We start from the raw sequence: 26522 nt of genomic DNA, 5'->3' as shown, positions 1-26522 counted from the left end.
CCTGATTCACCCCTCCTACCGGTTACCCGTTCATGCATAGAGTCTGGTTCAACAAAACATTTTCCTCGGTCGGCACGGCAATGCGCCTGATCCGCGAAGCCGATGAAGCGGCCACCGGTGGCAAGCCGCGCTATCACATCATCTGTACCAATACCAATGCCCATGCGGCAGCGTTCCTGTCGGCGCATGAATCGGCAGTCGAACCGGCAGGACTGACGGGCGAAGACTATATCGAGTGGTGCCTGGCGTTTTGCCAGGAACACGGCGTGACGATTTTCTGGCCAGGCAAGGAAGCGGGCCTGATCGGCAGCGAATGCGCGCGCTTTGCCGCCATCGGCACGCGCGTGCTCAGCGTGGCCAGCCCGGACGTGCTGGCGCTGATGCATGACAAGGCGCGCTTTTGCGCCGGCCTCGATCTGCCGATGGCGCCGCCGGCCGACTACCGCGCCGTCACCACCATTGAACAATACGACGCCGCCTTTGCCGAACTGCGCCCGCTGCACCGCAAGCTGTGCATCAAGCCGTCCGAATCGGTGTATGGCCTGGGCTTTGCCGTGCTCGATGAAGAGCGCTCGAGCACCGATTTGCTGCTGGCCGGCGCGGCCTACCAGATCAATGCGCAGGAACTGCGAGATGGACTGGCAAAGCTCCAGACGTTTCGCACGCTGCTGCTGATGGAATACCTGGACGGCCACGAGTACAGCGCCGACTGCGTGGCCGACCATGGCCGGCTGGTATGCGCCGTGCCGCGCAAGAAGCTGCACACGGCCGGCAGCGGCCAGCTGATCGAGCTGCGTGCCGAGTTGCTGGCCGCCTGCGAAAAACTGGCACGCGACTACGCACTCAATGGCGTGTTCAATATCCAGTTCCGCGAAGGCGCCAAGGGCCTGGCGCTGCTGGAGATCAATCCGCGCATGTCGGGCGGCATCGGCATGGCCTGCGCGGCCGGTCCCAACCTGCCCTACCTGGCGCTGGCCGGCTTCGACCAGGGCTACGACAAGCTGGTGGTGCCGCTCATCCGCGAAGGCATGCGCGTGGCCGAAACGGCGCTGGCCGTGGAGCTGCCATGAGCATCGTCAGGCAGCAGATGCCCACGGGCGAACTGACGCTGCAGATCGACGAGGCACGCTTTGCACTCGACGCGCTGATCGGCTACGCCGCGCGCGCCAACGCCAAGCGCGGTTTCCTGTTTTTGTCCAAGGTGCTGGGCAAGCACTGGCCGGCCACGCCGCGCGCGATGGAAGCGATCCACGCCGACCTGGCCGCACAGATTCCGTCCCTGCCCGGCCCGGTGGTTTTTATCGCCATGGCCGAAACGGCCATCGGCCTGGGCCAGGGCGTTTTCGAAGCCTGGCTGCGCACCCATCCACAGGCGCAAGGGCTGTTCCTGCACAGCTCGCGCTACCGCGTGGGCGAGCTGCCGTTCTTTGAATTTGAAGAGTCGCACAGCCATGCGCCGCGCCAGTTCCTGCATCTGTCGCAGGAAGCGAGCGCGATTTTTTCCAGCGCGCGCAGCCTGGTGCTGATCGACGATGAAGCGTCGACCGGCAACACCTTTGCCAACCTGATCGCGGTCTGCCGCGCGCGCTATCCGCAGCTCGAACAACTGCATCTGGGCGTGATCACCAATTTCATGGGCCAGGCCGCCAATGCCGGCTTGAGCGAGCGCTTCGGCCTGCCTACCACCATCGGCGCAGCCTTGTCCGGCCAGTATGGCTTTGCAGCGGGCAGCGCCCCGACGACGCCGGCGCCCAGTGCGCAGCGCTTCGAAGCGAACGCCGAACGCGGCGCCAGCGATGCGTTTGGCCGCATCGGCGTGAACCGCGCACTGGCGCCGCCGCAGGCGCTGGCGCAGCAGCTGGCGCGTGACATCGTTGAAGGCGACACGGTGCTGGTGCTGGGCACCGGCGAATTCATGCACCCGTCGTTTTTGCTGGGGCGCGAACTCGAAGCGCTGGGCAAGAACGTGGTAGTGCAGTCGACCACGCGCTCGCCGATACTGTCATGGGGTTCTGTCAGCCATATCGTCGCCTGCGACGACAACTACGGCGAAGGCATCGCCAATTACCTGTACAACGTTGCGCCCGGTCAGTACGACCACGTTTTTATCTGCCACGAGACGCCGGCCAGCCCGGCGCTCCTGCAGCTTGCCGGCCAGTTGCACGGCCGCCTGTTCCACTTCCAGTCCGAGACCAAAATTGAAGAAATTCCTGTTTGTTGACCTGGACGATACCCTGTTCCAGACGCCCAAAAAATGCGTCGGCGAGACCGATCTGCAACCAGCGGCCTACCTGAAAAATGGCGAGGCCTGTTCCTTCACCACCGCCCGCCAGCGCGCCTTCTTTGAATTCGCGCAAAGCGGCATGACCCTGATCCCGGCCACGGCCAGAAATGGCGATGCGTTTCGCCGCGTCGACCTGCCCTTTACCAGCTACAGCGTGCTCGATTACGGCGGCATCGTGCTGCAGCCGGGCGGCGCGCTCGACGCCGGCTGGCTGGCGTTGATGCAGGACGATATGCATCTGGCCCTGCCGGGCCTGGGCGAAGCGATGCGCGTGATCGACGACTTCCAGCAGAAAGCCGGCCTGCCGTCGCGCGCACGCCTGATCGAAGACTACAACACGCCGTTCTACGTGGTGGTGAAAGACCATGAAGCGAAGGGCGAGCGCCTGGCCGATATCGAGCAGCAGGTGCTGGCCGACTGGATCGCCGGCGAAGGCTCGGACTACTTCATCCACCGCAACGGCAACAACCTGGCGGTGCTGCCGAAGACGCTCAACAAGGCGCGCGCGGTGGCCTATCTGCGCGCCGAACTGGAAGCTGAGCATGGCCCGATCCTGACCTTCGGCATGGGCGACAGCAAGTCCGATGCGCGCTTTATGGCCGCCTGCGACTACGCCATCGTACCCAATGGCACCCAGCTGGCCGCGCTGACGGTGGCGGCCTTATGAACGCCGCTGCACCGCACTTCAGCGGCAGCTATGCGCAGGGCGATGTCGAGTTTTTGCTGACACCGATGGCCTTGGAGCCGATCCGCGACCTGGCCGAAAAGGAGCGCCTGATCCAGTCCGGCCAGCGCCATTACAGCGAGATGCTGTCGCCGGAATCCTTGCCTTCGCCGGCCTATCTGGCGCTGTTCCAGAGCGCCTTTGAAGCGAACCGCACGCAGATGGCGCGCGACTGCCTGCGCCTGGCCGCGCTGATTGCGGCGCGCCGCAACGGACCCGTTACGCTGGTGTCGCTGGCGCGCGCCGGCACGCCGGTCGGCGTGATCCTGGTGCATCTGCTGCGCGAGGTCTTTCAGCGCGAATGCCGCCATTATTCGGTCTCGATCATCCGCGACCGCGGCATCGACCAGGTGGCGCTGCGCCATATCCTGGCGCAAGGCGCAAGCGCAGAGTCGATCGTGTTTGTCGACGGCTGGACCGGCAAGGGCGTGATTTCGCGTGAACTGCGCCACACGGTCGAACAGTTCAACCGCGAACACAAGGTAACCATCGACAGCGGCCTGTTCGTGCTGTCCGACCTGGCCGGTACCGCCGCCTGCGCCGCCTCGTGCGACGACTACCTGATTGCGTCGAGCATCCTCAACGCCACCGTCTCGGGCCTGGTCAGCCGCTCGGTGCTCAACGAATCGATCGGCCCCGATCAGTTCCATGGCTGCGTGTACTACGCGCAGTTCGAAGCGCACGACCAGTCGCGCGCCTTTGCCGACGCGCTGGTGGCCGACGCCATCGCGCTGGCCGCCAACGAGGGACTGCCGGCGGCGGTCGCCACCGATGCGCCGGCCATGGCGGCGCGCTCGCAGGCGTATATGGACAGCGCGCAAAAGCAGTACGGCATCAGCGACATCAACCTGATCAAGCCGGGCATCGGCGAGGCCACGCGCGTGCTGCTGCGCCGTGTGCCGGAACGCCTGATCGTGCGCGACACGAATGCGCCGGACGTGGCACATTTGCTGCTTCTGGCACATGAAAAAGCCATACCCGTCACCATGGAACCGGCCCTGCCTTACCAGGCAGTGGCCCTGATCAGGAGCGCACTCGATGGATAACTGCATACACCCACAAAGTGAACACAAGGCCGCGCTGGGCGCATCGATGTATGTGCCGACCACGCACAAGGATCTGCTGGCCATTGCCAATGGCGACAAGCTTGCGCATCTGCGCTCGGTGATCTTCTGCACCGAAGATGCGATTGCCGAGCGCGATCTGAGCTACGCGCTGTTCAACCTGTCGCTGGCGCTGCAAAACATGCGCGATGCGTCCGATACGCTGCGCTTTGTGCGCGTGCGCAATACCGAAGTGCTCGAACGCGTGCTGGCCATGCCCGGCGTCGAGAAATTGTCGGGCTTCGTGCTGCCCAAGTCGACCCGCCATAACTTTGCCGATTACTTCGAACAGGTACGCCATACCGCGCACCTGCTGATGCCCACGCTGGAAACGGCCGAAGTGTTCGACGACGATGAAATGAAGCAGTTCCGCCTGCAGCTGTGCGCGCCCGAAGTGCGCCCACGCATTCTGGCGCTGCGCATCGGCGGCAACGACCTGCTGGCGCTGCTGGGCCTGCGCCGCCCCACCACCGGCACCATCTACCAGACCCCGCTGGGCCAGGTGATCGGCCGGCTGGTGACGATTTTCAAGCCGCATGGCTTCGAGTTGTCGGCGCCGGTGTTCGAGCACCTGTCGCAGCGCGCCTGGCTCGACGCCGAAGTGGCGCAGGACATGGCGCACGGCTTGACCGCCAAGACCGCCATCCACCCGGATCAGGTGCCGCAGATCGAGCGCCACTATCAGGTGGCGCAGTCCGACATCGAACTGGCGCTGCGTATTATCGACCCCGACAGCCCGGCCGTGTTCCGCATGCAGGAATCGATGTGCGAGGTGGCCACGCACGCCAGCTGGGCCCAGCGCATGATCGAGCAGGCGCGCCTGTTCGGCATCGGCCAGCTTGATGACGGTACGGCCGCCATCCATCAGCATCAACTCACCAGCGACGAAGGGACAGCACGACCATGAGCAATTTCACACGCGGACAAAAAGGCAAACTGGCCGACCTGGGACTGAACGGGCCGTTTGCCGTCACGCTCGATATCGTTTCAGGCTCGATGGAAGTGGACGTCAGCTGTTTCGGCGTCGACGCCAACGGCAAGCTGTCGGACGACCGCTACATGGTGTTCTACAACCAGAAAAGTGCGCCCGACAACGCCATCACGGTCGAACTCAATGGCCAGCGCTCGGTGTTCCAGGTCGATCTGGCACGCCTGCCGGCCTCCATCGACAAGCTGGTATTTACCGCCGCCACCGAACAGGGCAGCATGCGCGCGCTCGGTGCCTCAAGCCTGCAACTGGGCCACGCGGCCACGTTTGCCTTTGCCGGCAACGACTTCCAAGATGAAAAAGCGGTGATTATCGGTGAACTGTACCGCCGCGACGGCAGCTGGCGCTTTGGCGCCGTCGGCCAGGGCTTTGCCGGCGGCCTGGGCGCGCTGCTCAAGCACTTCGGCGGCAGCGAAGCGTCGCAGTCCGCGCCTGCTCCCTCTGCACCTCCGGCACCATCGGCTACACCGCCAGCGAACAAGATTTCACTGTCCAAGATCCGGCTGGAAAAACGCGGCGACAAGGTCTCGCTCGACAAGCGCGACAGCGGCGGCTACGGTCGTATCCGCGTCAACCTGAACTGGAACCAGAACGCCTCGCAAGGCCAGGCGCCGGCGTCGAAACTCGATACCGGCTTTCTCGGCAAGCTGTTTGCCAAGCCGGCCGGCCGGCAAGGCGGCATCGACCTCGATATCGGCTGCCTGTTCGAGATGAGCAATGGCGCCAAGAGCGCGGTGCAGGCACTGGGCAACAGCTGGGGCGCGTTTGACCGCCCGCCGTATATCCACCTCGAAGGCGACGACCGCACCGGCAGCGTCAGCAGCGGCGAAAACATCTTTATCAACGGCGCCCACTTTGACCAGATCAAGCGCGTGCTGGTGTACGCGTTTATCTACGAGGGTGTGCCCAACTGGGCCGCCACCGACGGCGTGGTGACCATCGAAATTCCCGGCCAGCCGACGGTTGAAGTGCGCCTCGACAGCGACAGCCAGCACGCCATGTGTGCGATCGCCATGCTGGAAAACCAGGGCGGCAATCTGCAGGTGACAAAATTGGTGGAATACTTCGGCGGCCAAGGTAAAATCACGGCGCACCAGGCAATGGACGAACGCTACAATTTCGGCCTGAACTGGAAGGCAGGCCGCAAGGACTGATCCCACTGAAAACTACGCAGACCATGACCCCTACCACCAAAAAAGTCAGCATCGCCTTGATTATCTTCCTGCTGGCAGGGGGTCTGTTCGTGGCCGCCTATACCTGGATGGCGCTCAGCTTTTCCTACTCGGAAGGCGAACGCGCCGGCCACCTGCAGAAATTTTCCAAGCGCGGCTGGGTCTGCAAAACCTGGGAGGGTGAGCTGCTGCTGACCGCCCTGCCCGGCACCATCCCTGAAAAATTCCAGTTCAGCGTACGCGACGAAGCCGTCGCCCGCCAGCTGCAGGCCGCTGCCGGCAAGCATATCGTCGTCACCTACAGCCAGCACAAGGGCGTGCCGACCGATTGCTTTGGCGAGACCGAGTATTACGCGGACAAGATTGTGTTGAGTAGGTCGGATTAGGCCCTTCGGGCCGTAATCCGACAATACCTCAGGCGCCAACCATGTTGTCGGATTACGCGGGGCGTAGCCCCGCTAATCCGACCTACGCCCCGTTAATTCCACCCGCGCCCGGCCATTCTTTACATAAACCGCTCGATCACTTCGCGCGTCAGATGCGCTGAGCTGGCCGCTTCTGCCTTGGCGCGTACTGCTGCCAGCGAATCGGACAATTCCCCCTGCTTTTCCTTCAGGCTGGCGCGCAGCGCGGTCAGTTCACGTTCCTGCTGGGCGGCGCGGCGCATATCCAGTTCCAGCAGCTGCTGCTTGGCTACTGCCATGGCGCGCGTGGCTTCGGCAGCTTTGCGCTGGACGGCGGCGTGCGCCTGGGCGCTGGCCAGCAGCGCTTGCTGGGCGGCCAATTTGTCGCTCGCTGCCTGCTGCGCCGCCAGTTCGGTCTCTGCGCGTTCACGCATGGCGTCCTGCGCTTGCTGCTCCATGCTGGCGCGCGCTTCGGCCGCTTCAGTGGCCTGGCGTTCGGCTTGCAGACGCCCGGCAATCGCTTTGGAAGCGCGTTCTTCAACAGCCGTGGTCTGGCGCTGCTGCACCAGTTTTTCAGCAATCAGGGCCAGCGACTCGCGTTCTGTGTCGACAAAGGCGCGCTCGGTGGCCAGCAGTTGTTCGGCGGCCTGGGCTTTTTCAGCTTCCACGCGGGCGCGCTCGCTGTGCACCAGACCCAGTTCGACTGCCAGGCGCGCCTGCGCCTGCACGGCCTGCGCGGCGGCGGCTTTTTGCTGGCCTTCGACCAGCGCCTGCTCGGTCAGGATGGCAACCGCGTGCGCTTCTTTTTCTGCCGCGTCCTTCAGCGCCAGCTGGGCTGCCTGCTGCTCGCGCAGCGCTTCGGTTTGTACCTGCTCGGCCACGATGCGCTGTTCGGTCGCGGCGAGGGCCAGCGCTTCGGCAGCCAGCTTGTCCTTCAGGGCAGCGATGGCGTGCTGTTCAGCATTGATGCGCGCTTTTTCCTGTTGCTGCAAACGCGCCGCTTCTGTGGCTTTTTCTTCGGCCAGCAAGGCGACCTGCTCCTGCACAGCCAGTTGCGCGGCGCCGGCTTCAAGCAGCGCCTGTTCCGCGGTATTCTGGCGCGCCGACAATTCGGCTGCGGCGCGGGCCTGCCCGGCGCGCTGCTCGGCCAGGCTGGCGGCGCGCTGTTCCTCTTCCAGCGCCTGAGCGGCGGCGGCCGCCGCGTTCTGTTCGGCCGCTTCGCGCGCCCGGGTTTCTTTCAGCGTGGCCGCTTCCGCTTCCAGGCGGGCGTGGCCGGCGATTTCAGCATCCTGTTCGGCGGCGATACGCGCCAGCGCCACCGCGCGCAGCTGGCGATCGACCTCGATGCGCGCTTCGGTGGCGGCCAGGATGCGCACGTCGGCGTCGCGGCGCGCCTGGGCGCTGGCGGCAGCGACCATTTCCAGGCGCTCGCGGTGCACGGCGGCGTCGCGCAGTTCTTTTTCGGTCTGCAGGCGCAGATGCAGCGACTGCGCCGCATGGCGCTCGGACTCGGCCTGCGCCAGCGCAATGGCTTCGCGCTCCTGTTCCAGGTGCGCCAGCGCGCGCGCTTCTTCCAGCGCGCGCACTTCGGCGGCGGCGCGGTTGAAGGCCGATTCCAGCGCGATCTGGTCGGCGCGCTCGCGCTGCACCGTCAGTTCCAGCGCCTCGCTTTCGGCTTCGGCCAGCATCTGCGCGGTCTGGCGTGCACCGTGAGCCTGGCGCTCGCGCTCGCGCGCCAGCACCGCCATGCGCGCATCGGCCGAAGCGATGCCGACCATTTCTTCCTTGGCTGCCTGTACGGCAGCGACGCGTTCGACCGCCTGCAGACGCGCCTGTTCGGTCTGCACCTGCAGCTCTTCGGCAGCGCGCGCGACCTGTTCGGCCAGTTCCGACTGCACGGCCACCTGTTCGCTGGCGCGCAGGCGGCTTTCCTGTTCGGCGCGGACGCGCTGTTCGGCAGCGAGGCGGATTTCATTGTCGGCTTCGACGCGGGCGCGCAATTCGGCCGTTTCCAGCTTGACCGCTTCCAGGCGGGCCACGCTGGCCTGCGCAGCGGCGCGCATGGTTTCCAGGCGGTCGCGGTTGGCAGCGATCGCCTCTTCTGCCGCCTGCGCGCTTTGCTGCGCTGCTGCTGCGGCAGCGGCATCGATGGCGGCGCGGTCTTCGGCCAGCGAGCGCACGCGCGCTTCGGCCAGCGCGCGGCTTTCGGCCGCGCAGGTGGCCTTGGCCTCGGCTTCCACGCGCGCGATGGCTTCGTGGATGGCTTTCAATTCCATTTTCTGGCGATCAGCCACGGGTTCGGAGTTGGAGGTGGATTCGGCCGCCGCTTCAGCCGGCTCGGCATCAAGCTGGGCAACCGGCGGCGGCACTGGCGCCATGTCTGGTACCGCTGCGGGGGCGGCAACGTCGAGTTCATTGAAATCATGCAGCGAGACGATGCTGTCCTGCCCGAATTCATCCTCGTCGGCGTATGCGGAGAGGGAGGCGGCCTGGCGCTGGTTTTGTGCTTGCATGATGACTCGCGTGATGGTGTCAACGCCGGAACGTTCCAGCGTTATATACCACCATTATCGGGCCGCCATGGGCTTTTCAGCGGTTCAAGAAGAAGGCGGTTTACCGCCCTTTTCTCGTTTTCAAGCGCTTCAGACCGGCCACAAAGGCGCTTCATCCATCAGCGCGATCTGTTCGCGCAGCTCCAGCACCCGGTCCTGCCAGTAGCGCTGGGTGTTAAACCAGGGGAAAGCGACGGGAAAGGCCGGGTCGTCCCAGCGGCGCGCCAGCCAGGCCGAGTAATGGATCAGGCGCAGCGTGCGCAATGCTTCGACCAGGTACAGCTGGCGCGGCTCAAAATCGCAGAAGTCTTCGTAGCCGGCCAGGATATCGCTCATCTGGCGCACCATTTCGTGCCGCTCGCCCGACAGCATCATCCACAGATCCTGGATGGCCGGCCCCATGCGGCTGTCGTCAAAGTCGACAAAATGCGGGCCGGCGTCGGTCCACAGCACATTGCCGCCGTGGCAGTCACCGTGCGTGCGCAGGATGCTCACATCGCCGGCGCGCTCGTAGCAGCGCCGCACGCCGTCAAGCGCCTGCGCCACCACGCTGGCGTAGGCGGCGCGCAGCTCGGCCGGCACGAAGTCGCCGGCCAGGATGAATTCGCTCGGTTCGACGCCAAACGTGTGATGATCGAGCGCCGGGCGCTCACGGTAGGCGCCCAGTGCGCCGACGGCGTGGATGCGGCCGATAAAGCGCCCTATCCATTCCAGCGTGGCCGGATCGTCAAGCTCGGGCGCACGGCCGCCATGGCGCGCAAACACGGCAAAACGAAAACCGTTGAACTCATGCAGCGTGCTGCCGCCAATCGCCAGCGCCGGCACCACCTGGATTTCACGCTCAACCAGTTCGGACACGAACGCATGCTCTTCCAGGATGGCAGCATCGCTCCAGCGCCCGGGACGATAGAACTTGGCCACCAGCGGCGCACTGTCTTCGATGCCGACCTGATAGACGCGGTTTTCATAGCTGTTGAGCGCCAGCAGGCGGCCATCGCCATGCAAGCCGACGCTGGCCAGCGCGTCAAGCACGCAGTCGGGGCCGAGTTCGGCATAGGGATGGACGGGCCGGTCGTCCTGGTGCGGCGGGTTTTCATTGTGCATGGCGATATTGTACGGGGCGGCGCAACAGGCTGCATAAACACTTGCGCACCGCGCCAGCGCAAGGCGTATACTGTTGCCTTATATTTCTCCACAAAGAGCAAGCCATGCAACTCGAACAGCCATTATCAGAAAAAGAATTCGACGAACTAGACCAGTTCCTGTTATCGGACCGGTGCTCCGAAGACGCCATGACCATGGATATGCTGCACGGCTATCTGACGGCCGTGGCCATCGGTCCCGAGCCGATCATGCCGGCCGAATGGCTGCCGCGCGTATGGGGCGAAGAAGCCAAGGATGCGCCGAAATTCAAGAATGGCAAGGAAGAAGAGCGCATCATCAACCTGATCATGCGTTTCATGAACGAGGTGCTGGTGACGTTCGAGGTCGCGCCCAAGGAGTTCGAGCCGCTGTTTGTCGAGCATGAACACGCCGGCCAGACCCTGATCGACGCCGAATCGTGGTGCTGGGGCTTCTGGGACGGCATGGAGCTGCGCGAAGGCTCGTGGAACGAGATCTGGGACTCGGAAGTGGCCGACCTGATGCGCCCGATCTACCTGCTGGGCGCCGACGAGATCGAGGAAGAAGAACTGCAACTGGTGGAAGACCCGGTCAAGGCGCACAAGCTGGCGCAGGAACTGGAAGCGAACCTGCCGGCCATCCACCGTTTCTGGGTACCGCGCCGCAAGGCCCCGGTACAAACGCTCAAGCGCGAAGAGCCGAAAGTGGGCCGCAACGACGACTGCCCTTGCGGCAGCGGCAAGAAGTTCAAGAAATGCTGCGGCGCCGAAGGCACCCCAGCCTGATCGTCTTACTTTGGCCCTCGCACGCCGGCCAGCGCTACCGCTGCGCCGGCAACGGCACTGGTAAGCGCTGCCGGCTTGCCTGGGCCAGATTCATGCCCCTGCAGCGGCGCCACCAGGCTGCCAGCTGCATTCTTTTTCAGCGCAATGCGCCGCGCCACGCTGGCGGCAATCATGCGGCGCATAACTGATCCTCCCAGGCAGCCTTGTCGACGATATGGCGCCACGCGCACAGCTCCTGCGCGCCGGGCTTGCGTGCTCCCGACAGCATCACGATGGCGTCTCCCTTGTGATCGTACACTTCCACTGAGGTGACCAGGCCATCGACGGTGGGCTTGCGCACCACCCAGGCGCTGGCGATATCGTCTTCGCACAGCTGCAGCCTGAAACGCGCATCGGCGATCGTGATCCACGGCCCCGTTGCCAGCACCTTGTGTATCTGCCCCGTATGCAGCTGGAGCATGCCGGCATTGCCCACCAGCGCCGTGATGGCCACCTGCTCCTGCGCGGCGTCGCGCAGCAGATCAAGTACGCACGCAACATCGAGCTGCTGTACAAAACGCGGCTCGGCCAGGCGCAGCGCCTGCAGGCGCGAGACTGCATATTTTTTCAGCAGCAGAAAGAAATCATGGGTGTCGTGCAGGCTGGCCCAGCCCGCGCGCAAGCCGGCCACATCGACCTGCGCATCAGGCTGCTCTAGCTGCGGCGACGGCGGCGCCTGCACGCACATGCCAGGCTGCTGGTCGCTGGCGGCATGCTGCGCCACCAGCGCATCGTAGGCGGCAAGATCGCTGCGCGGCGTCAGCATGATCTTGTGCACAGCGTGGCCGGCGGCGTCGAAAAACTGCAGGCTGCGCTGCACGCTTGACGCCCCCATCTCACATACCGCATAGCCATGCGCCCAGTGGCGGTAGAACACGCGCAGGTCGATTTCGCCACCGAGCACCAAGCCAACCTGGCCGCTGTGGCTTGCACCATGATAGACACCGGTCTTTTCATGCACGCAGGCGGCGTTGCAGGTTTGCGCCACCACCTCGCCCAAGGCCGCAACGCCGGCCATCAGGGCCGGCCACTGGTCGCGCAGGCGCACCGCGGCCAGGTCGGCGCCGTCGCGCAGCAGCAAACCGGCATGGGCGGCAAGCAGCGCGCCTTCGGACAAGCCTGGCTCGTCGGACGTATGACGCTGGCTGGTCAGGAAGGTGTGGCCGGGAACTGGCAGGACGGCAGGATCGAATGCAGTGGACATGGTCAGCACGGTGTCTCCTTGGAAGGCATGCACTGGCTGGCAAACGCTGGCTGGCGGGGAAGAATGAAACTTAGTATAAATGAGAATCATTCGCACAAAAAGATTTTTTTATGCTGCATTTGCGTTAGCTCAGCACAAAAAAAATGCGCCGCAAACTGCTGCGGCGCCCAAGGAGACCTGACCATCACACTGATCAAGCAGGTTCAATTGTATATACCTCTGTCGCACTTGCGGAGATACACACGACGATTTTTCATCAATTCGATGCATCCCTCTACTGATTCTGCTGCTACTCTAGCTTGCACTGGCCTGCACGGCAGGCAGCGCGGCCGTCTTCGGCGCCGGGCGCTGCGCCAGCAAAATCACCGCCGCCAGCACCATCACACCGCCCAGCAGCTGGGTGCTGCTGACTTTTTCACCGAGCATGCCCACGCCAAAGGCCATCGTCACGACCGGCTCGAACGTGGAAATGATCGATGCCTTGGACGCGCCGATCTGCGCCACGCCGGCAAAAAACGCGGCAATCGCCACCGCCGTGGAAAACAGCGCAATGGCGCAAACGGCCAGCCAGCCGGTCGCCGTGGCGGGCAAGGCGATACCCTGCCAGAGCGCCATGCCGGTATTGGCCACGCCGGCCGTACTAAGTATCACGACACAGGCGGCGAGCGGGTGGATGTTTTCTGCGCTTTTCGACAAGCTGTTGCCAAACAGGATATACACGGCGTAGACGCCGGCGGCCATCAGCGCCAGCGCAATGCCGATCGGCTGGCCCTGCAGCTTGCCGCCCAGCGTGACGGCCATGCCGGCCACCGCCAGCACCATCAGCGCCAGCATGCGTCGGTCCAGTCTTTCCCAGCCCAACAGCAAGGCCAGCACCGTCACCAGCACCGGATAGGCGTACAGCAGCATGGCGCACAAGCCGCTGCTGGCATACAGCAGGGCCGTGAAATAGCCCTGCGACTGCGCCGTGTACATCAAGCCCATCAGCATATAGCCGGCCAACAGGCGCCCGCGCGGCAGGCGCCAGCCACCCAGCCACACCAGTGGCAACAGCAGCGCGGCGGCAATCAGGAAGCGCAGCGCCAGCATGGTCGAGGGATTGAGCCCGGACGCATAGGCGGCCTTGGCAAACACGGCGGAGCTGCCAAACCCGGCAGCCGACAACAACACCAGCGCAACGGCGCGGCGATCAGACATGACTAACCTCTTCAAATAAATCGGGGGAAGCCGGGCAAACGGGTTGATTCGTGCCGGCTCGAACAAGCTGGATATGCGTCAATTATTTTGCGGGTGCAAATAACACATGCTTGCCATGATATTCGCTTGCGCAAAATGAAACAAACCAATATTGTTTACGGATAGACCAAAAATTACTGAGGCTCGATTTTCATGTCCCGACATCTGCCCCCGCTTGCCGCCCTGCACGCCTTTGAGGCGGCAGCGCGCCATGAAGGCTTCCAGCGCGCCGGCGAAGAACTGCACGTGTCGGCCGGCGCCATCGGCCACCACGTCAAACAGCTTGAGTCATGGCTGGGCGTGGCGCTGTTCCAGCGCCTGCCGCGCGGGGTGGTGCTGACGGGTGCCGGCCAGCGCTATGCCGCCACGTTGGGCCCGATCCTGAATCAGCTGGCCGACGTATCGGAGCAGGCGCGCCGCCAGGGCGACGACAAGGTGGTGACGGTGACGGCCACCAGTTCGCTGGTGTCGCGCTGGCTGATGCCGCGCCTGGGCCGGCTGCGCGACCGCCATCCGCAGCTTGAACTGCGGGTGCTGGCCTCGATGCACCCGGTCGACCTGGCGCGCGACGGCGTGGACGTGGCCATCCGCCTGGGTCCCGGCCGCTATCCGGGCATGAAAGTCGACTTGCTGATGGAGGAATGGTTTTCAGCCGTCTGCAGCCCCGGCTTTCGCGACAATGCCGCCATGCTCAGACAGCCCTCGGACCTGCTGCGCTACCCGCTGCTGCACGACGAGCCGGAAGTGCATCTGCCCGGCGTGATCGACTGGGCGCGCTGGCTGCACAGCTGCGGCGTGCATTACAGCGGCAGCAGCGGCAACAGCGGCGCGCGCTTTTCTCACACCTATCTGTGCCTTGATGCAGCAGCCAGCGGCCAGGGCGTGGCGATTGCCGCCAGCCCGCTGATCGGCGACGACCTGCGCGCCGGACGCCTGGTGCGCCTGTTCGAACACCGCCTGCGCGGCCCGCACTGCTACTACCTGCTGCGCTCGCCCCTGGCCGAGACGCGGCCAATGGTGCATGCCTTTTGCGAGTGGCTGATCGCCGAAGCGCGCGCCGACCAGGAAGCGCTGTGGCCGGCGGTGGCGCCATGAGCGCGCGCGAACTGGCACGCAGCGCCAGCATCACCGTCACGCATGACTATGAAAGCGCCAGCGTGCATTCAAGCGCGGGCTGGCAACTGCACGTAGGCGAATTTTATGGCGACCCGCAAGTGGCGCTGATCGATGCCAATGCGCGCTGGTGCGCGGTGGCGGGCGAAGGGCTGATCGTGTGCGAGCTGGCGCCGCAGGGGCGCTGCACCGCGTATTTCCGGGAGCCGGGCAATGCGCTGTGGATTACCGAGCTGCGCCAGGAGGCGGCTTGGGTGCTGGAGGCGCGCGGCGAGGATGGGTGCTGGCACAGGATTGATTTGCAGGCGCCCTGATTGCCCTTGGTGCGCTGGCTATGTCGGGTTACGCCGCGCTTGCGCGGCTAACCCGACCTACGCAATACGCGCAGGTCGGGTTGCACGCAGGTCGGCTTGGTGCGTAGGTCGGCTTAGCGCGCAGCGCGTAAGCCGACAACCACTCGCGACATAAAACCTACAGCTTGATAAAATGCTCGCGATAGTACTTGAGCTCTTCGATCGATTCGATAATATCGGCCATCGCCGTATGCTTCTGGTGCTTCTTGAAGCCGGTGGCGATTTCCGGTTTCCAGCGCTTGCACAGCTCTTTGAGCGTCGATACGTCCAGGTTGCGGTAGTGGAAGAACGCTTCGAGTTTGGGCATGCCGCGCACCATGAAGCGGCGGTCCTGGCCGATGGTGTTGCCGCACATCGGCGATTTGCCAGCTGGTACATACTTTTTCAGGAACGCGATCAGCTCGGCTTCGGCCTGCGCTTCCGTCACGGTCGAGGCCTTGACCCGTTCGATCAGGCCCGAGCGGCCATGCGTGCCCTTGTTCCAGGCATCCATCTTGTTCAGTGTTTCATCGGACTGGTGAATCGCAAATACCGGGCCTTCGGCCAACAGGTTCAGGTGCATGTCGGTGACCACCACCGCCACTTCGATAATGCGGTCGGTATCGGGTTCCAGGCCGGTCATTTCCATATCGACCCAGATCAGGTTCATTTCATTGGGACGCGCAGGAGCGGCAGGGATGGATGGGGTTAAGTCGGTCGCTTGTGACATAATTCTCTCTTGGCCTGATTAAACTAACTAAATAATCAGCCATTTTCTCACAGGCACAGCATGTATTCACTCGCGTTCTCGATTTTGTTTGTTTCCCTTCTGGTGCTGACGCTGGCCGTGCGCTTCTGGCTGGCCTCGCGCCAGATCCGCCATGTGCTGGCCAACCGCGCCCAGGTGCCGCCTGAATTTGCTGAAAAAATCCCGCTGGCCGCGCACCAGAAGGCGGCCGACTATACGGTCGCGAAAACCAAGTTCGGCCTGCTCACACTGCTGGTCAACTACGCGGTGCTGATTGGTTTTACGTTGCTTGGCGGCCTGCAGTGGCTGGCCGTGCATCTGCAGGAAGTAACGGGTTCCGGCATGTGGTATCAAATCAGCCTGATCGTGGCCTTTGCCGCCATCTCCGGGCTGGTCGACCTGCCGTTTGATTATTACCGCCAGTTCGTGCTTGAACAACGCTTCGGCTTCAATGCCATGCGCCGCGGCCTGTTCTTTGCCGACATGCTCAAGGGTGTGCTGCTGGGCGCAGCCATCGGCCTGCCGCTGCTGTGGGTGGTGCTGACGCTGATGGCCAGCGCGGGCGACCTGTGGTGGCTGTACGCGTGGCTGGTGTGGAGCGGTTTCCAGCTGCTGATGATGGTGCTTTACCCAACCGTGATTGCACCGCTGTTCAACAAATTTACGCCGCTGGCCGATGAATCGCTAAAACAACGCATCGAAGGCCTGATGCAGCGCGTCGGCTTTGCCTCCAAAGGCCTGTTCGTGATGGACGGCTCCAAGCGCAGCGCCCATGGCAATGCGTATTTTTCCGGCTTTGGCGCCAACAAGCGCATCGTGTTTTTCGACACCCTGCTGTCGCGCCTGGCGCCGCATGAAATCGAAGCGGTGCTGGCGCATGAGCTGGGCCACTTCAAGCTCAGGCATATCGTCAAGCGCATCGCCATGATGTTTGCCATATCGCTGGGCTTCCTGGCGCTGCTCGGTTACCTGAAGACGCAGCCGTGGTTCTATGCAGGCCTCGGCGTCGACCCGGTCACGCTGGCGCTGGCCGGCCAGGGCACCGATGCGCTGGCGCTGCTGCTGTTCATGCTGGCGCTGCCGGTGTTCACGTTCCTGCTGGGGCCGTTGGCCTCGCTCGGCTCGCGCAAGCATGAATTCGAAGCCGATGCCTTTGCCGCTCAACATACTGACGCCAATGACCTGGTGTCGGCGCTGGTGAAAATGTACGAAGACAACGCCTCGACGCTGACGCCCGATCCGCTGCACTCGGCCTTTTACGACTCGCACCCGCCGGCCAGCGTGCGCATCGGCCACCTGAAGGGAGCTACCGCATGACGACCTTGCAAGCCCTGGCGCAGCAGCAGTGCGCGCCGCGCCAGCAGGCGCTGCCCGATACCGACGTGGCCAGCCTGCTGGCCCTGCTGCCCGACTGGCGGCTGCACGACGGCATACTGACGCGCACTTTTCAATTCAAGAACTATTACCAGACGCTGGCTTTTGTCAACGCACTCGCTTATATGACCCATATTCAGGACCACCATCCGGAGCTCATCATTACCTATAAAAGCTGTACCGCCCGCTACACCACCCATTCAATCAACCAGGGCGCCGGCGGCCTGTCCGACAACGACTTTATCTGCGCCGCGCGGGCCGATGCGCTTTACCAGAGCAGCCAGGTGGCGCCATGAGTGCCGATAAACTCAATGGCGTCATTATTGCCGCCCATGGCCGCCACTACCTGGCCGAAGTGGATGGCGTCAAGCTGCAGTGCGTAACGCGCGGCAAGAAAACCAATGTGGCCGTGGGCGACCGGGTGCAGCTGACGCGCACCTCGAACGACCAGGCCGTGATTGACAGCATCGACGAGCGCCAGACGCTGCTGTACCGCTCGGACCAGTACAAGTCCAAGCTGCTGGCGGCCAACCTGACCCAGCTGTTTATCGTGGTGGCCACCGAGCCGGGCTTTGCCGACGACCTGATTTCGCGCTCGCTGGTGGCGGCCGATGCGGCCGGCATCGAGGCGCACATTATCCTCAACAAGACCGATGTGACGGCCTCGCTGGACAAGACCCGCGAACGCCTGCTGCCGTACTCCTCGCTCGGCTACCCGGTGCATGAAGTGTCGGCGCGCGCCGCACCCGAGCATGCGGTGGCCACGCTGACGCCGCTGCTGGCTGGCCAGTCGTCGATCCTGATCGGCCAGTCGGGCATGGGCAAATCGTCGCTGATCAACCTGCTGGTGCCGGACGCCGACATCGCCGTGCGCGAGATTTCCGCCGCGCTCGACACGGGCAAGCACACCACCACCTTTACGCGACTGTATAGCCTGCCTGAACTGGGCGAGCACAGCTCGATCATCGATTCACCGGGCTTCCAGGAATTCGGTCTGTACCATTTGAGCGAAGGCATGCTCGAGCGCGCCTTCCGCGAATTCCAGCCCTATCTGGGCGGCTGCAAGTTCTATAACTGCCGCCATCTGATCGAGCCGCAATGCGCGGTGCTGCAGGCGCTGGCCGACGGCAAGATCGCTAAAATGCGCCACACGCTGTACGGCCAGTTGCTGCACGAGTCGGCGCAGACGCTGTACTGACACCGGAGAAAGCAAACTTATCCATAAAAAAGCACTGGTGTGCGAAATTAAATTTCGCCACCAGCACTGCTTTCCGCATTTTTACCGACAACCACTCATTCCCGTTTTCCGGCATTCCAGCCCCCGAAAGCTGCCATTCGTCGCCAGCCGCTGGAGACAACATGGTGCATTTGCTATCTTGATCTGCGTTGCTGCAGCAGCCCTGCCAGCGACAAGACGGTTCCCCCTCCTACCTCCAGATCAAAGGTGATTCTCATGTCCAAGCTTATCCACGTTGCACGCCTGCTCCCCGCCGCCGCCCTGCTGGCCTTGTCCGCTGCGTCTACCCCTGCGCTGGCGCAATCCGGCGCCGATCACGGCAAGGTGCGCATCAGCATCCAGGCGCCCTACCAGGTGACCGCGCAGGAAGCGATGTCGATGGAGCAGCCGTATGCGCTGTCGAACGGCCAACTGCTGGTGGTGCGCCAGCAGGATCAGCAGTTCTTCGGCCGCCTGGCGCAGCGGCGCGAACTGCGCGCCACGCAGGAAGTACGGCTGCACGCCACGGCGCCGGGGCGCTTTGTCACCGAGCGCGGCGCCAGCCTTGCCTTTGAACAGGGCGGCGAACGGGTGGTCATCGACGACGCCCAGCGCCTGCCTGGCTTGCGCGCACCGGCAGGCCAGGCACTGGCTGATACTGGCGCACAGGCGCCGATCCGCCTGGTTTCACGCTGAAAGGCGCTGCGCAGCAGGCATAAAATGCCTGTTCAGACATGAACATTTCTCCCGCAGGCAGCTTACAATGACAGGCACCGGGCTTGTCTGGAAGGCAAGCCGGCGCCACTGTCGCGGGAGAGGCAAGTATGGAAATGTTCGTGCTCGAGCATGAAATAACACAGTGGGAAAATGCCATGGCGCCGCTGCAGGGTGCGCAGCGCCTGCCGCTGCTGCTGTCGCTGGCCTGGCATCTGCGCCAGCGCGACAGCGCGCGCGCCAGCCGCTATGGCCAGGAGGCGCACGGCCTGCTGGCGTCGGCGGCGCTGACGCCGCAGGCACAGGCGCTGGCTCAGGCGCGCCTGCAGTTGATACAGGCCGAACTGGCCTGGCTGCACGGCGCGCTCGACAAGGCCGAAGCCATGGCGCTGGCCGTGCGCGATATCGTATGCCAGCTTGGCGACAATGCCGCCTGCGCCGATGTGCACTGGCTGCTGGCCTCGATTGCGATCGACCGTGGCGACCATCTGCGCCGCGACGAGCAGCTGCAACTGGCAGCAGAACAGGCGCGCAGCGCCGGCGACGCCATGCGCGCCAGCCTGGCCGATGCGGCCAGCGCGCGCTGGGCCGTGCTGCACGATGCGCCTGCGGCGCAGGCGCGCTGGGGGAAACGCTTCAGCCTCGACTCCTCCGGCCTGCAGCCGCCGCCCCCGCTGGCCACGTGGGTCCATGATTTCCACGGCATGCTGGCCTACCGCTCGCACGATCTGGGGCGCGCCGCCGGCCACTACATGCAGGCCTATGAAGCGGCGCTCGACAGCGGCCAGTTGCGCACCGCCATTACCGCCGCCATCAATATCGGCGACTGCTTCGGCAGCCTGAACGACCATGAGTCGGCGCTCGAATGGATGCAGTGCGCGCTCGACCTGGCCTGCCCGACCGGCTGGCCGCGCAGCATCGGCGCCTGCCAGACCCACACGGCCGAAACCATGCGCCGCCTGGGCCGCCTGCAGGACGCCGAAACGCTGCTGCAGCAGGCCTTGCACACGCTCGCGCCGATGGCCGGCGCGCGCAGCTACGCCAATGCCTTGTTCTACCTTGGCGAACTGAGTCTGGACAAAGGCGACTACGACATGGCGCTCGACGCCTTCTCGCGCCTGGCGCAGCGCGCCGAGGCGCTGGGCCAGGCCGACTTTCGCTGCCTGGCCCAGCGCGGCAGCGCCCATGCGCTGTCTTATCTCGACCTGCCGGAAGAGGCGCATCTGGCGGCGCGGCGCGCGCTGCAACTGGCCACCGTGCAGGGCGACGCCGTCAACCAGGTGGCGGCGCTGCGCGTGCTGGCCATGCTGCATGCGCGCCATGAACTGGCGGCGCCGACCGGCATGCGCGAACCCACGCCGGCGTTGCACTACCTGCACTGCGCGCTGCAGGTGGCGCTGTCGATCGACGACTACACGCCGCCAGCCGACCTGTTCGATGCACTGGCGCGCGAATACGCCGATGTCGGCGACTATGCGCGCGCCTATGACATCGCGCTCGAGGCCGGCGTGGCGCGGGAAAAAAGCCACACCCAGCAGGCCACCAACCGCGCCATCGCCATGCAGGTGCACCACCAGACCGAACATGCGCGCTCGGAAGGCTATCACCACCGCGAACTGGCCGCCTCGGAAGCGCGCCGCGCCGAAGTGCTGCAGCAGACCAGCGACACGCTGGAACGGCTGTCGGCCATCGGCCAGGAAATTACCACCCACCTCGACGCCAGCGCCGTGTTCCAGGTGCTCGACCGCCATGTCCATGCGCTGCTGTCGGTCAATACCTTTGCCGTCTATATGCTCGACGCGGCCGGCACCGCCCTGCACCGCGCCTATGGCGTGGAAGCGGGCCGCCTGCTGCCCGACAACGCTATTGCACTCGACAACGCGCATGCCTATTCGGTGCGCTGCCTGCTGGGACGCTGCGAGGTGTATATCGCCCAGGTGCCGCCGCGGCGCCATGCCTACACTGTGCCGGGCACGCTGCATAACGAGAGCGTGCTGTATATGCCGCTGATGGTGGGCGAGCGGCTGCTGGGCGTGATGACGGTGCAGTCCTGCCACAGCAACGCCTATGGCGAACGCGAACGGCTGATCTTTCGTACCCTGTGCGCCTACAGCGCCATCGCGCTCGACAACGCCAGCGCCTATCGCCAGTTGCAGGATGCGCAGACGCAGCTGGTGTCGCAGCAAAAACTTGCGGCACTCGGTGCGCTGATGGCCGGCGTGGCGCACGAACTCAATACGCCGATCGGCAACAGCCTGCTGATCGCCAGCACCATGCAGCAAAAAACGCAGGATGTGGAACGGCTGATGAATGGCGCCGGCCTGCGCCGCTCCGACCTGGCTGCGTATATCGACGACGCCGGCAAGGCAGCGGCGCTGGTGATGCGCGGCCTGCATAGCGCGGCCGACCTGGTCAACAGTTTCAAGCAGGTGGCGGTCGATCGCACCACCGAACAGCGGCGCGCATTCGACCTGCAGCAACTCAGCCATGAAATCATCGCCACCGTCATGAACCGCATCCGCAGTTCGGGCCACCGGATCGAAACCGACATTGCGTTCGGCATCGGCATGGACAGCTATCCCGGTCCGCTGGGCCAGGTGATCACCAACCTGGTCAACAACGCCCTGCTGCATGCTTTTGACAAGGCCACGCCATCTGGCCTGATGCGCCTGTCGGCCAGCGCCAGCGAGACGCAGGTGCGCATCATTTTTGAAGACAACGGCGGCGGCATCGAAGAACAGCATCTGTCGCGCATCTTCGATCCTTTCTTTACCACCAAGCTGGGCCGCGGCGGCAGCGGCCTGGGCCTGTCGATCAGCTACAACATCGTCACCGCCCTGCTGGGCGGCGTCATCAACGTCAACAGCAGCCGCGCCGGCACCTGTTTTACGCTGGTATTGCCGCTGGTGGCGCCACAACAAAACGGCGCCCCGGCCAGCGCCATCTACTGACGCGGCAATGGCTGTGCAGGCGCCGTCCTGCCAGCCTTTCCAATCCAAAAGCAAAACCCTTATAATTGAACGGCTGTCGTTTTTGCCATTGCATTTTTTTCAATATGGCAAACTGATTCCAACCGCGCGATTTTTTTACATTGCAGGAACGATCAACACAGCAGCGCGCCGGGCAAGACGCATCAGCAAGCCGGCGGGAAAGGCACGCCGCCGGCGGCCTGCGCATCTTCTGGTTCTCATTATGTTGACAAAAAAACCGATCAAGCATTACCTGCAATTTTCCGACTTCACCCTGGAAGAGTACGAATATGTGATCGAACGCGCTCATCTGATCAAGCGCAAGTTCAAGAACTATGAGATCTACCATCCGCTGATCGACCGCACGCTGGTGATGGTGTTCGAGAAGAACTCGACCCGTACCCGTTTGTCGTTCGAAGCCGGCATGCACCAGCTGGGCGGCGCCGCCATCTATCTCAATACGCGCGATTCGCAGCTGGGCCGCGGCGAACCGGTGGAAGACGCCGGCCAGGTCATGTCGCGCATGTGCGACATCATCATGGTGCGCACCTTCGGCCAGGACATTATCGAGCGCTTTGCCGCCAATTCGCGCGTGCCGGTCATCAACGGCCTGACCAACGAACACCATCCGTGCCAGGTGTTTGCCGATATCTTTACCTATATCGAACACCGCGGCTCGATTGCCGGCAAGGTCGTCGCCTGGATCGGCGACGCCAACAATATGCTGTACTCCTGGCTGCAGGCAGCCGAGGTGTTTGGCTTCCACGTCAATGTGTCGACCCCAAAAGGCTACGACATCGACCTGGCGCAAGTGAAAACACAGCGCTATACCTTCTTCGACAATCCGTCGGACGCCTGCGAAGGCGCGCACCTGGTCAATACCGACGTGTGGACCAGCATGGGCTACGAAGCGGAAAACGCCGCGCGCATCAAGGCGTTCGACGGCTGGATCGTCGATAGCGCCAAGATGGCGCGCGCCGCGCCCGAAGCCCTGTTCATGCACTGCCTGCCTGCCCACCGCGGCGAGGAAGTGGCCGCCGAAGTGATCGACGGACCGCAATCGGTGGTGTGGGACGAAGCGGAAAACCGCCTGCACGTACAAAAAGCCCTGATCGAATACCTGCTGCTTGGTAAGATCAATTAAGCCCTATCAGTATCAATCAGCATCAATCACCACACTAGACAACTGGAAGCAATATGAGCGACATCAAAAAAGTAGTCCTCGCCTACTCGGGCGGCCTGGACACCTCGGTCATCCTGAAATGGCTGCAAGATAATTACCAGTGCGAAATCGTCACTTTCACCGCTGACCTGGGCCAGGGCGAAGAACTGGAACCGGCACGCGCCAAGGCCATCAAGTTCGGCATCAAGCCGGAAAACATCCATATCGAAGACGTGCGTGAAGAATTCGTGCGCGATTTCGTCTTCCCGATGTTCCGCGCCAATACCGTCTACGAAGGCGAATACCTGCTGGGCACCTCGATTGCCCGTCCTTTGATCGCCAAGCGCCTGATCGAGATCGCCAACGCCACCGGCGCCGACGCCATCTCGCACGGCGCCACCGGCAAGGGCAACGACCAGGTACGCTTCGAACTGGGCGCCTATGCGCTGAAACCGGGCGTGAAGATCATTGCGCCATGGCGCGAGTGGGACCTGCTGTCGCGTGAAAAACTGCTGAAGTACGCAGAAGACGCCGGCATCGAAATCGACATGAAGCACAAGAACGGCGGCGCGCCGTACTCGATGGACGCCAACTTGCTGCATATCAGCTTTGAAGGCCGCCATCTGGAAAACCCGAGCGCCGAAGCCGAAGAAAGCATGTGGCGCTGGACCGTCAGCCCTGAAAAGGCGCCGGACGAAGCGGAATACCTCGATATCGAATACGAAAAAGGCGATATCGTTGCCATCAATGGCGTGCGCATGTCGCCGGCCACCGTGCTGGCCGAGCTGAACAAGGTTGGCGGCAAGCATGGCGTGGGCCGCCTGGACCTGGTGGAAAACCGCTACGTCGGCATGAAATCGCGCGGCTGCTATGAAACCCCGGGCGGCACCATCATGTTGAAAGCCCACCGCGCGATCGAATCGATCACGCTGGACCGCGAAGTGGCGCATCTGAAAGACGACCTGATGCCGCGCTATGCCTCGATGATCTACAACGGCTACTGGTGGGCGCCGGAGCGCGTGGCGCTGCAAACGCTGATCGACCATACGCAGCAGACCGTCAACGGCTGGGTACGCATCAAGCTGTACAAGGGCAATGTGATCGTGGTGTCGCGCGATTCGAAGACCGATTCGCTGTTCGACATGAACATCGCCACCTTCGACGAAGACGGCGGCGCCTACAACCAGGCCGACGCCGGCGGCTTCATCAAGCTCAACGCACTGCGCATGCGCATTGCCGCGATTGCCCGCGAAAAGCGCGGCCAGAAGTAAAGCCAGCCAGTCCGGGCACGCGTTGCCCGGCAGCGAACAAGCCGCCTGTGGGCGGCTTTTTTGCATTTATGCGTGGGAACTGTAGCAAAAACTTGCCTGCATGGCCGTGGCGTGACGGTCAATACCCCCTTTTTACTGGCCGCATGGCAAAATACCCCCGTGCAACTCAGCAGAACCTTCCCGCTTTCGGAGACCCCATGTTCAACAACCTCAGCATCAAGAATAAACTGTATATGGGCTTCGGCTCGATCGTGGCGATTATCCTGATCCTGCTGGGCGTCGCCTACAACAGCTTTGCGCGCCTGTCGGAGGCCAACAACTGGGACCGGCACACGATGGAAGTGCTCAGTGAGGTGAGCAAGATACACAATTCCATCCTGCAGATCCAGGTCGAGGCGCGCGGCTACATTCTGACCGGCAACGAGGCCTCGCTCAATCCCGAGACCGATGAAATGGCCGTGCTGACGCAGCATACGCAAAAAGCGATTGCCATGACGGTCGACAACAAGGTGCAGGCCGAGCGTTTCCGCAAGATCGACCAGCTGACCACCACCTGGGTGCGCGACTGGATCAACCCGCAAATTGAAAAGCGCCGTGCCCTGGGCAATACGCCGGGCGCCACCGAAACGGTGGCGCGCACCATGCCAGCCAATGGTTATCCGGCTATCGTGCAGGCCAACAAACTGCTGGACGAAGCGGCGGCCGAAGAAAGCCGCTTGCTGGCCGAGCGCACGGCCACCTCGGCCAGGCTGCAGGAAACCATGCTGCTGACGCTGGCTTTGGGCGGCGTGTTGTGCATCGTGCTGGCACTGGGCATTTCGTTTATCCTCGGCAAAGCCATTCTCGGCCCGCTCAATAACCTGACCGAGGCCGTGGGCCGCATTGCCGGCGGCGAGCAAGGCGCCCGCGCCGCCATCGTCTCGCGCGATGAACTGGGCAAGGTCACCGAAGAATTCAACCGCATGGCGCAAACCATCCAGGACAACCAGGCCAATGAACTGGCCGCCACCAATATGCTGCGCGCCAAGGTCGACTCGCTGCTGGAAGTGGTCTCGAAGGCCGCCTCGGGCGACCTGACCGGCAAGGTGACCATCAACGGCAGCGATGCCATCGGCCAGCTGGGCAACGGCCTGGCCAAGATGTTCGAGAACCTGCGCAGCCTGCTCAACAATGTGCAGAAAGCCGGCATCCAGGTGACCACCTCGGCCACCGAAATTGCCGCCTCGGCGCGCCAGCAGGAGGCGACCGGCATCGAGCAGGCGCAAACGAGCGTGGAAATTCTCAGCACCACCAAGGAAATCTCGGCCAATACCAGCCAGCTGCTCAAGACCATGGAAGACGCCACCGCCGTGGCCGACTACACCACCAACGCCACCGCCGAAGCCCAGGGCAATCTCAAACGCATGGATTCAACCATGCAGCACATGGTGTCGGCCACCGATTCGATCAACGCCAAGCTGGCCGCGCTGTCGGAAAAAGCCAGCAATATCAACAGCGTGCTGATCACCATTACCAAGGTGGCCGACCAGACCAATATCCTGTCGCTCAACGCCGCCATCGAGGCCGAAAAGGCCGGTGAAGCGGGCCGTGGCTTTTCGGTAGTGGCCACTGAAATTCGCCGCCTGGCCGACCAGACGTCGGTATCGACCTGGGATATCGAACAGATGCTCAAGGAAATGCAGTCGGCCGTGTCGGCCAGCGTGATGGGCATGGACAAATTTTCCGAAGAGATCCGCCGCAGCGTGGGCGAAGTGCGCCAGGTGGCCGAGCAGCTGTCGTCGGTGATGGACCAGGTGCAGAAACTGACGCCGCAGTTCGACGCCGTGCTGCAGGGCATGCAGTCGCAGGCGATCGGCGCCTCGCAGATTTCCGACACCATGATGCAATTGAACGACGCCACCCAGCAGACGGTCGAATCGCTCAAGGCCACCAGCGAAGCGGTGCACCAGCTGCAATATGCGGCCGGCGACCTGCAATCGAGCGTATCGAACTTTGCCGTGACCATCTGAC

Annotated in this window: 24 protein-coding genes; 18 read left to right on the top strand and 6 right to left on the bottom strand. The window is 63.4% G+C overall.

The window, feature by feature from the left end; translation table 11 throughout:
- Window positions 1-32 precede the first annotated feature (32 nt).
- Genes GCM43_RS23390 through GCM43_RS23360 form a run of 7 tightly spaced genes read left to right on the top strand, consistent with a single transcriptional unit; the run spans window position 33 to window position 6657 of the window.
- Complete coding sequence (locus GCM43_RS23390) at window positions 33-1070, top strand: ATP-grasp domain-containing protein (RefSeq protein ID WP_152248305.1); 1038 nt, start codon at window positions 33-35, stop codon at window positions 1068-1070.
- Window positions 1067-2221 (top strand): phosphoribosyltransferase domain-containing protein, encoded by a 1155-nt coding sequence (locus GCM43_RS23385; RefSeq protein ID WP_152248304.1) that lies wholly within the window; start codon window positions 1067-1069, stop codon window positions 2219-2221. The genes GCM43_RS23390 and GCM43_RS23385 overlap by 4 nt, the downstream gene beginning before the upstream one ends.
- The gene (locus GCM43_RS23380; RefSeq protein ID WP_152248303.1) at window positions 2199-2951 is read left to right on the top strand and encodes an HAD family hydrolase; all 753 of its coding nucleotides are present in this window, start codon (window positions 2199-2201) and stop codon (window positions 2949-2951) included. Before GCM43_RS23385 ends, GCM43_RS23380 begins: the two co-directional genes overlap by 23 nt.
- Window positions 2948-4054 carry a cysteine protease StiP family protein gene (locus GCM43_RS23375; protein WP_152248302.1) on the top strand — a complete coding sequence of 369 codons (1107 nt, stop codon included), beginning with the start codon at window positions 2948-2950 and terminating at the stop codon, window positions 4052-4054. The genes GCM43_RS23380 and GCM43_RS23375 overlap by 4 nt, the downstream gene beginning before the upstream one ends.
- A complete protein-coding gene (locus GCM43_RS23370) occupies window positions 4047-5018 on the top strand; it encodes an HpcH/HpaI aldolase/citrate lyase family protein (protein WP_152248301.1) in 972 nt (323 codons plus the stop codon). The genes GCM43_RS23375 and GCM43_RS23370 overlap by 8 nt, the downstream gene beginning before the upstream one ends.
- Window positions 5015-6253: a TerD family protein gene (locus GCM43_RS23365; protein WP_152248300.1), complete on the top strand. Its 1239-nt coding sequence runs from the start codon at window positions 5015-5017 to the stop codon at window positions 6251-6253. Before GCM43_RS23370 ends, GCM43_RS23365 begins: the two co-directional genes overlap by 4 nt.
- 23 nt (window positions 6254-6276) lie before the next feature.
- Window positions 6277-6657, top strand: a complete 381-nt coding sequence (locus tag GCM43_RS23360; RefSeq protein WP_152248299.1) for a hypothetical protein — start codon at window positions 6277-6279, stop codon at window positions 6655-6657.
- Window positions 6658-6776: 119 nt separating this feature from the next.
- Here the strand turns inward: GCM43_RS23360 and GCM43_RS23355 are convergent, their stop codons facing one another.
- Complete coding sequence (locus GCM43_RS23355; protein ID WP_152248298.1) at window positions 6777-9188, bottom strand: coiled-coil domain-containing protein; 2412 nt, start codon at window positions 9186-9188, stop codon at window positions 6777-6779.
- A 129-nt stretch (window positions 9189-9317) separates the two neighbouring features.
- Complete coding sequence (locus tag GCM43_RS23350; protein ID WP_152248297.1) at window positions 9318-10331, bottom strand: serine/threonine protein kinase; 1014 nt, start codon at window positions 10329-10331, stop codon at window positions 9318-9320.
- A 104-nt stretch (window positions 10332-10435) separates the two neighbouring features.
- Here GCM43_RS23350 and GCM43_RS23345 point away from each other — a divergent pair, with 104 nt between their 5' ends.
- The gene (locus GCM43_RS23345; protein WP_152248296.1) at window positions 10436-11134 is read left to right on the top strand and encodes a UPF0149 family protein; all 699 of its coding nucleotides are present in this window, start codon (window positions 10436-10438) and stop codon (window positions 11132-11134) included.
- Window positions 11135-11139: 5 nt separating this feature from the next.
- On the opposite strand, the gene GCM43_RS25915 is transcribed toward GCM43_RS23345, so the two are convergent.
- From GCM43_RS25915 to GCM43_RS23335, 3 genes are all read right to left on the bottom strand, one after another.
- Complete coding sequence (locus GCM43_RS25915) at window positions 11140-11316, bottom strand: hypothetical protein (protein ID WP_193315723.1); 177 nt, start codon at window positions 11314-11316, stop codon at window positions 11140-11142.
- Window positions 11304-12377: a hemin-degrading factor gene (locus GCM43_RS23340; RefSeq protein ID WP_152248388.1), complete on the bottom strand. Its 1074-nt coding sequence runs from the start codon at window positions 12375-12377 to the stop codon at window positions 11304-11306. The genes GCM43_RS25915 and GCM43_RS23340 overlap by 13 nt, the downstream gene beginning before the upstream one ends.
- A gap of 294 nt (window positions 12378-12671) precedes the next feature.
- Window positions 12672-13574, bottom strand: a complete 903-nt coding sequence (locus tag GCM43_RS23335) for a DMT family transporter (RefSeq protein ID WP_152248295.1) — start codon at window positions 13572-13574, stop codon at window positions 12672-12674.
- 192 nt (window positions 13575-13766) lie between these two features.
- Here GCM43_RS23335 and gcvA point away from each other — a divergent pair, with 192 nt between their 5' ends.
- Together gcvA and GCM43_RS23325 are read left to right on the top strand one after the other, a co-directional pair.
- Window positions 13767-14708 (top strand): transcriptional regulator GcvA, encoded by a 942-nt coding sequence (gene gcvA, locus GCM43_RS23330; RefSeq protein WP_152248294.1) that lies wholly within the window; start codon window positions 13767-13769, stop codon window positions 14706-14708.
- Window positions 14705-15040, top strand: a complete 336-nt coding sequence (locus tag GCM43_RS23325; protein WP_152248293.1) for a hypothetical protein — start codon at window positions 14705-14707, stop codon at window positions 15038-15040. The genes gcvA and GCM43_RS23325 overlap by 4 nt, the downstream gene beginning before the upstream one ends.
- 157 nt (window positions 15041-15197) lie before the next feature.
- On the opposite strand, the gene orn is transcribed toward GCM43_RS23325, so the two are convergent.
- Complete coding sequence (orn, locus tag GCM43_RS23320) at window positions 15198-15788, bottom strand: oligoribonuclease (protein WP_193315722.1); 591 nt, start codon at window positions 15786-15788, stop codon at window positions 15198-15200.
- Between the two features lie 60 nt (window positions 15789-15848).
- On the opposite strand from orn, the gene GCM43_RS23315 reads away from it, so the two are divergent.
- The 8 genes from GCM43_RS23315 (at window position 15849) to GCM43_RS23280 (ending at window position 26521) form a co-directional block, all read left to right on the top strand.
- Window positions 15849-17123 carry a M48 family metallopeptidase gene (locus GCM43_RS23315; RefSeq protein WP_152248292.1) on the top strand — a complete coding sequence of 425 codons (1275 nt, stop codon included), beginning with the start codon at window positions 15849-15851 and terminating at the stop codon, window positions 17121-17123.
- Window positions 17120-17476 (top strand): 4a-hydroxytetrahydrobiopterin dehydratase, encoded by a 357-nt coding sequence (locus tag GCM43_RS23310; protein ID WP_152248291.1) that lies wholly within the window; start codon window positions 17120-17122, stop codon window positions 17474-17476. The genes GCM43_RS23315 and GCM43_RS23310 overlap by 4 nt, the downstream gene beginning before the upstream one ends.
- Entirely contained in the window at window positions 17473-18378 is a 906-nt protein-coding gene (gene rsgA, locus GCM43_RS23305) for a ribosome small subunit-dependent GTPase A (protein WP_152248290.1), read from the top strand. Before GCM43_RS23310 ends, rsgA begins: the two co-directional genes overlap by 4 nt.
- Window positions 18379-18633: 255 nt before the next feature.
- Window positions 18634-19092: a hypothetical protein gene (locus tag GCM43_RS23300; RefSeq protein WP_152248289.1), complete on the top strand. Its 459-nt coding sequence runs from the start codon at window positions 18634-18636 to the stop codon at window positions 19090-19092.
- Between the two features lie 128 nt (window positions 19093-19220).
- On the top strand, window positions 19221-22061 hold the full coding sequence (locus tag GCM43_RS23295) for an ATP-binding protein (protein WP_152248288.1): 2841 nt from the start codon (window positions 19221-19223) through the stop codon (window positions 22059-22061).
- Window positions 22062-22302: 241 nt separating this feature from the next.
- Window positions 22303-23223, top strand: coding sequence for an ornithine carbamoyltransferase (argF, locus tag GCM43_RS23290; protein WP_152248287.1), 921 nt, complete (start codon window positions 22303-22305; stop codon window positions 23221-23223).
- A gap of 53 nt (window positions 23224-23276) precedes the next feature.
- On the top strand, window positions 23277-24512 hold the full coding sequence (locus GCM43_RS23285) for an argininosuccinate synthase (protein ID WP_102297967.1): 1236 nt from the start codon (window positions 23277-23279) through the stop codon (window positions 24510-24512).
- 197 nt (window positions 24513-24709) lie between these two features.
- A complete protein-coding gene (locus GCM43_RS23280) occupies window positions 24710-26521 on the top strand; it encodes a methyl-accepting chemotaxis protein (RefSeq protein ID WP_152248286.1) in 1812 nt (603 codons plus the stop codon).
- Window position 26522 lies beyond the last annotated feature (1 nt).

Origin of the sequence: Janthinobacterium aquaticum, assembly GCF_009208565.1 — a bacterium.
Classification (GTDB): domain Bacteria; phylum Pseudomonadota; class Gammaproteobacteria; order Burkholderiales; family Burkholderiaceae_D; genus Janthinobacterium.
This window is presented reverse-complemented; position numbering and strand designations above follow the sequence as displayed.

Bases quoted from the DNA above. Each gene is read 5' to 3' on its own strand.
- GCM43_RS23390 (WP_152248305.1), top strand. From the start codon at position 33: ATGCATAGAGTCTGGTTCAACAAAACATTTTCCTCGGTCGGCACGGCA.
- GCM43_RS23385 (WP_152248304.1), top strand. From the start codon at position 1,067: ATGAGCATCGTCAGGCAGCAGATGCCCACGGGCGAACTGACGCTGCAG.
- GCM43_RS23375 (WP_152248302.1), top strand. From the start codon at position 2,948: ATGAACGCCGCTGCACCGCACTTCAGCGGCAGCTATGCGCAGGGCGAT.
- GCM43_RS23370 (WP_152248301.1), top strand. From the start codon at position 4,047: ATGGATAACTGCATACACCCACAAAGTGAACACAAGGCCGCGCTGGGC.
- GCM43_RS23365 (WP_152248300.1), top strand. From the start codon at position 5,015: ATGAGCAATTTCACACGCGGACAAAAAGGCAAACTGGCCGACCTGGGA.
- GCM43_RS23360 (WP_152248299.1), top strand. From the start codon at position 6,277: ATGACCCCTACCACCAAAAAAGTCAGCATCGCCTTGATTATCTTCCTG.
- GCM43_RS23355 (WP_152248298.1), bottom strand. From the start codon at position 9,188: ATGCAAGCACAAAACCAGCGCCAGGCCGCCTCCCTCTCCGCATACGCC.
- GCM43_RS23350 (WP_152248297.1), bottom strand. From the start codon at position 10,331: ATGCACAATGAAAACCCGCCGCACCAGGACGACCGGCCCGTCCATCCC.
- GCM43_RS23345 (WP_152248296.1), top strand. From the start codon at position 10,436: ATGCAACTCGAACAGCCATTATCAGAAAAAGAATTCGACGAACTAGAC.
- GCM43_RS25915 (WP_193315723.1), bottom strand. From the start codon at position 11,316: ATGCGCCGCATGATTGCCGCCAGCGTGGCGCGGCGCATTGCGCTGAAA.
- GCM43_RS23340 (WP_152248388.1), bottom strand. From the start codon at position 12,377: ATGTCCACTGCATTCGATCCTGCCGTCCTGCCAGTTCCCGGCCACACC.
- GCM43_RS23335 (WP_152248295.1), bottom strand. From the start codon at position 13,574: ATGTCTGATCGCCGCGCCGTTGCGCTGGTGTTGTTGTCGGCTGCCGGG.
- gcvA (WP_152248294.1), top strand. From the start codon at position 13,767: ATGTCCCGACATCTGCCCCCGCTTGCCGCCCTGCACGCCTTTGAGGCG.
- GCM43_RS23325 (WP_152248293.1), top strand. From the start codon at position 14,705: ATGAGCGCGCGCGAACTGGCACGCAGCGCCAGCATCACCGTCACGCAT.
- orn (WP_193315722.1), bottom strand. From the start codon at position 15,788: ATGTCACAAGCGACCGACTTAACCCCATCCATCCCTGCCGCTCCTGCG.
- GCM43_RS23315 (WP_152248292.1), top strand. From the start codon at position 15,849: ATGTATTCACTCGCGTTCTCGATTTTGTTTGTTTCCCTTCTGGTGCTG.
- GCM43_RS23310 (WP_152248291.1), top strand. From the start codon at position 17,120: ATGACGACCTTGCAAGCCCTGGCGCAGCAGCAGTGCGCGCCGCGCCAG.
- rsgA (WP_152248290.1), top strand. From the start codon at position 17,473: ATGAGTGCCGATAAACTCAATGGCGTCATTATTGCCGCCCATGGCCGC.
- GCM43_RS23300 (WP_152248289.1), top strand. From the start codon at position 18,634: ATGTCCAAGCTTATCCACGTTGCACGCCTGCTCCCCGCCGCCGCCCTG.
- GCM43_RS23295 (WP_152248288.1), top strand. From the start codon at position 19,221: ATGGAAATGTTCGTGCTCGAGCATGAAATAACACAGTGGGAAAATGCC.
- argF (WP_152248287.1), top strand. From the start codon at position 22,303: ATGTTGACAAAAAAACCGATCAAGCATTACCTGCAATTTTCCGACTTC.
- GCM43_RS23285 (WP_102297967.1), top strand. From the start codon at position 23,277: ATGAGCGACATCAAAAAAGTAGTCCTCGCCTACTCGGGCGGCCTGGAC.
- GCM43_RS23280 (WP_152248286.1), top strand. From the start codon at position 24,710: ATGTTCAACAACCTCAGCATCAAGAATAAACTGTATATGGGCTTCGGC.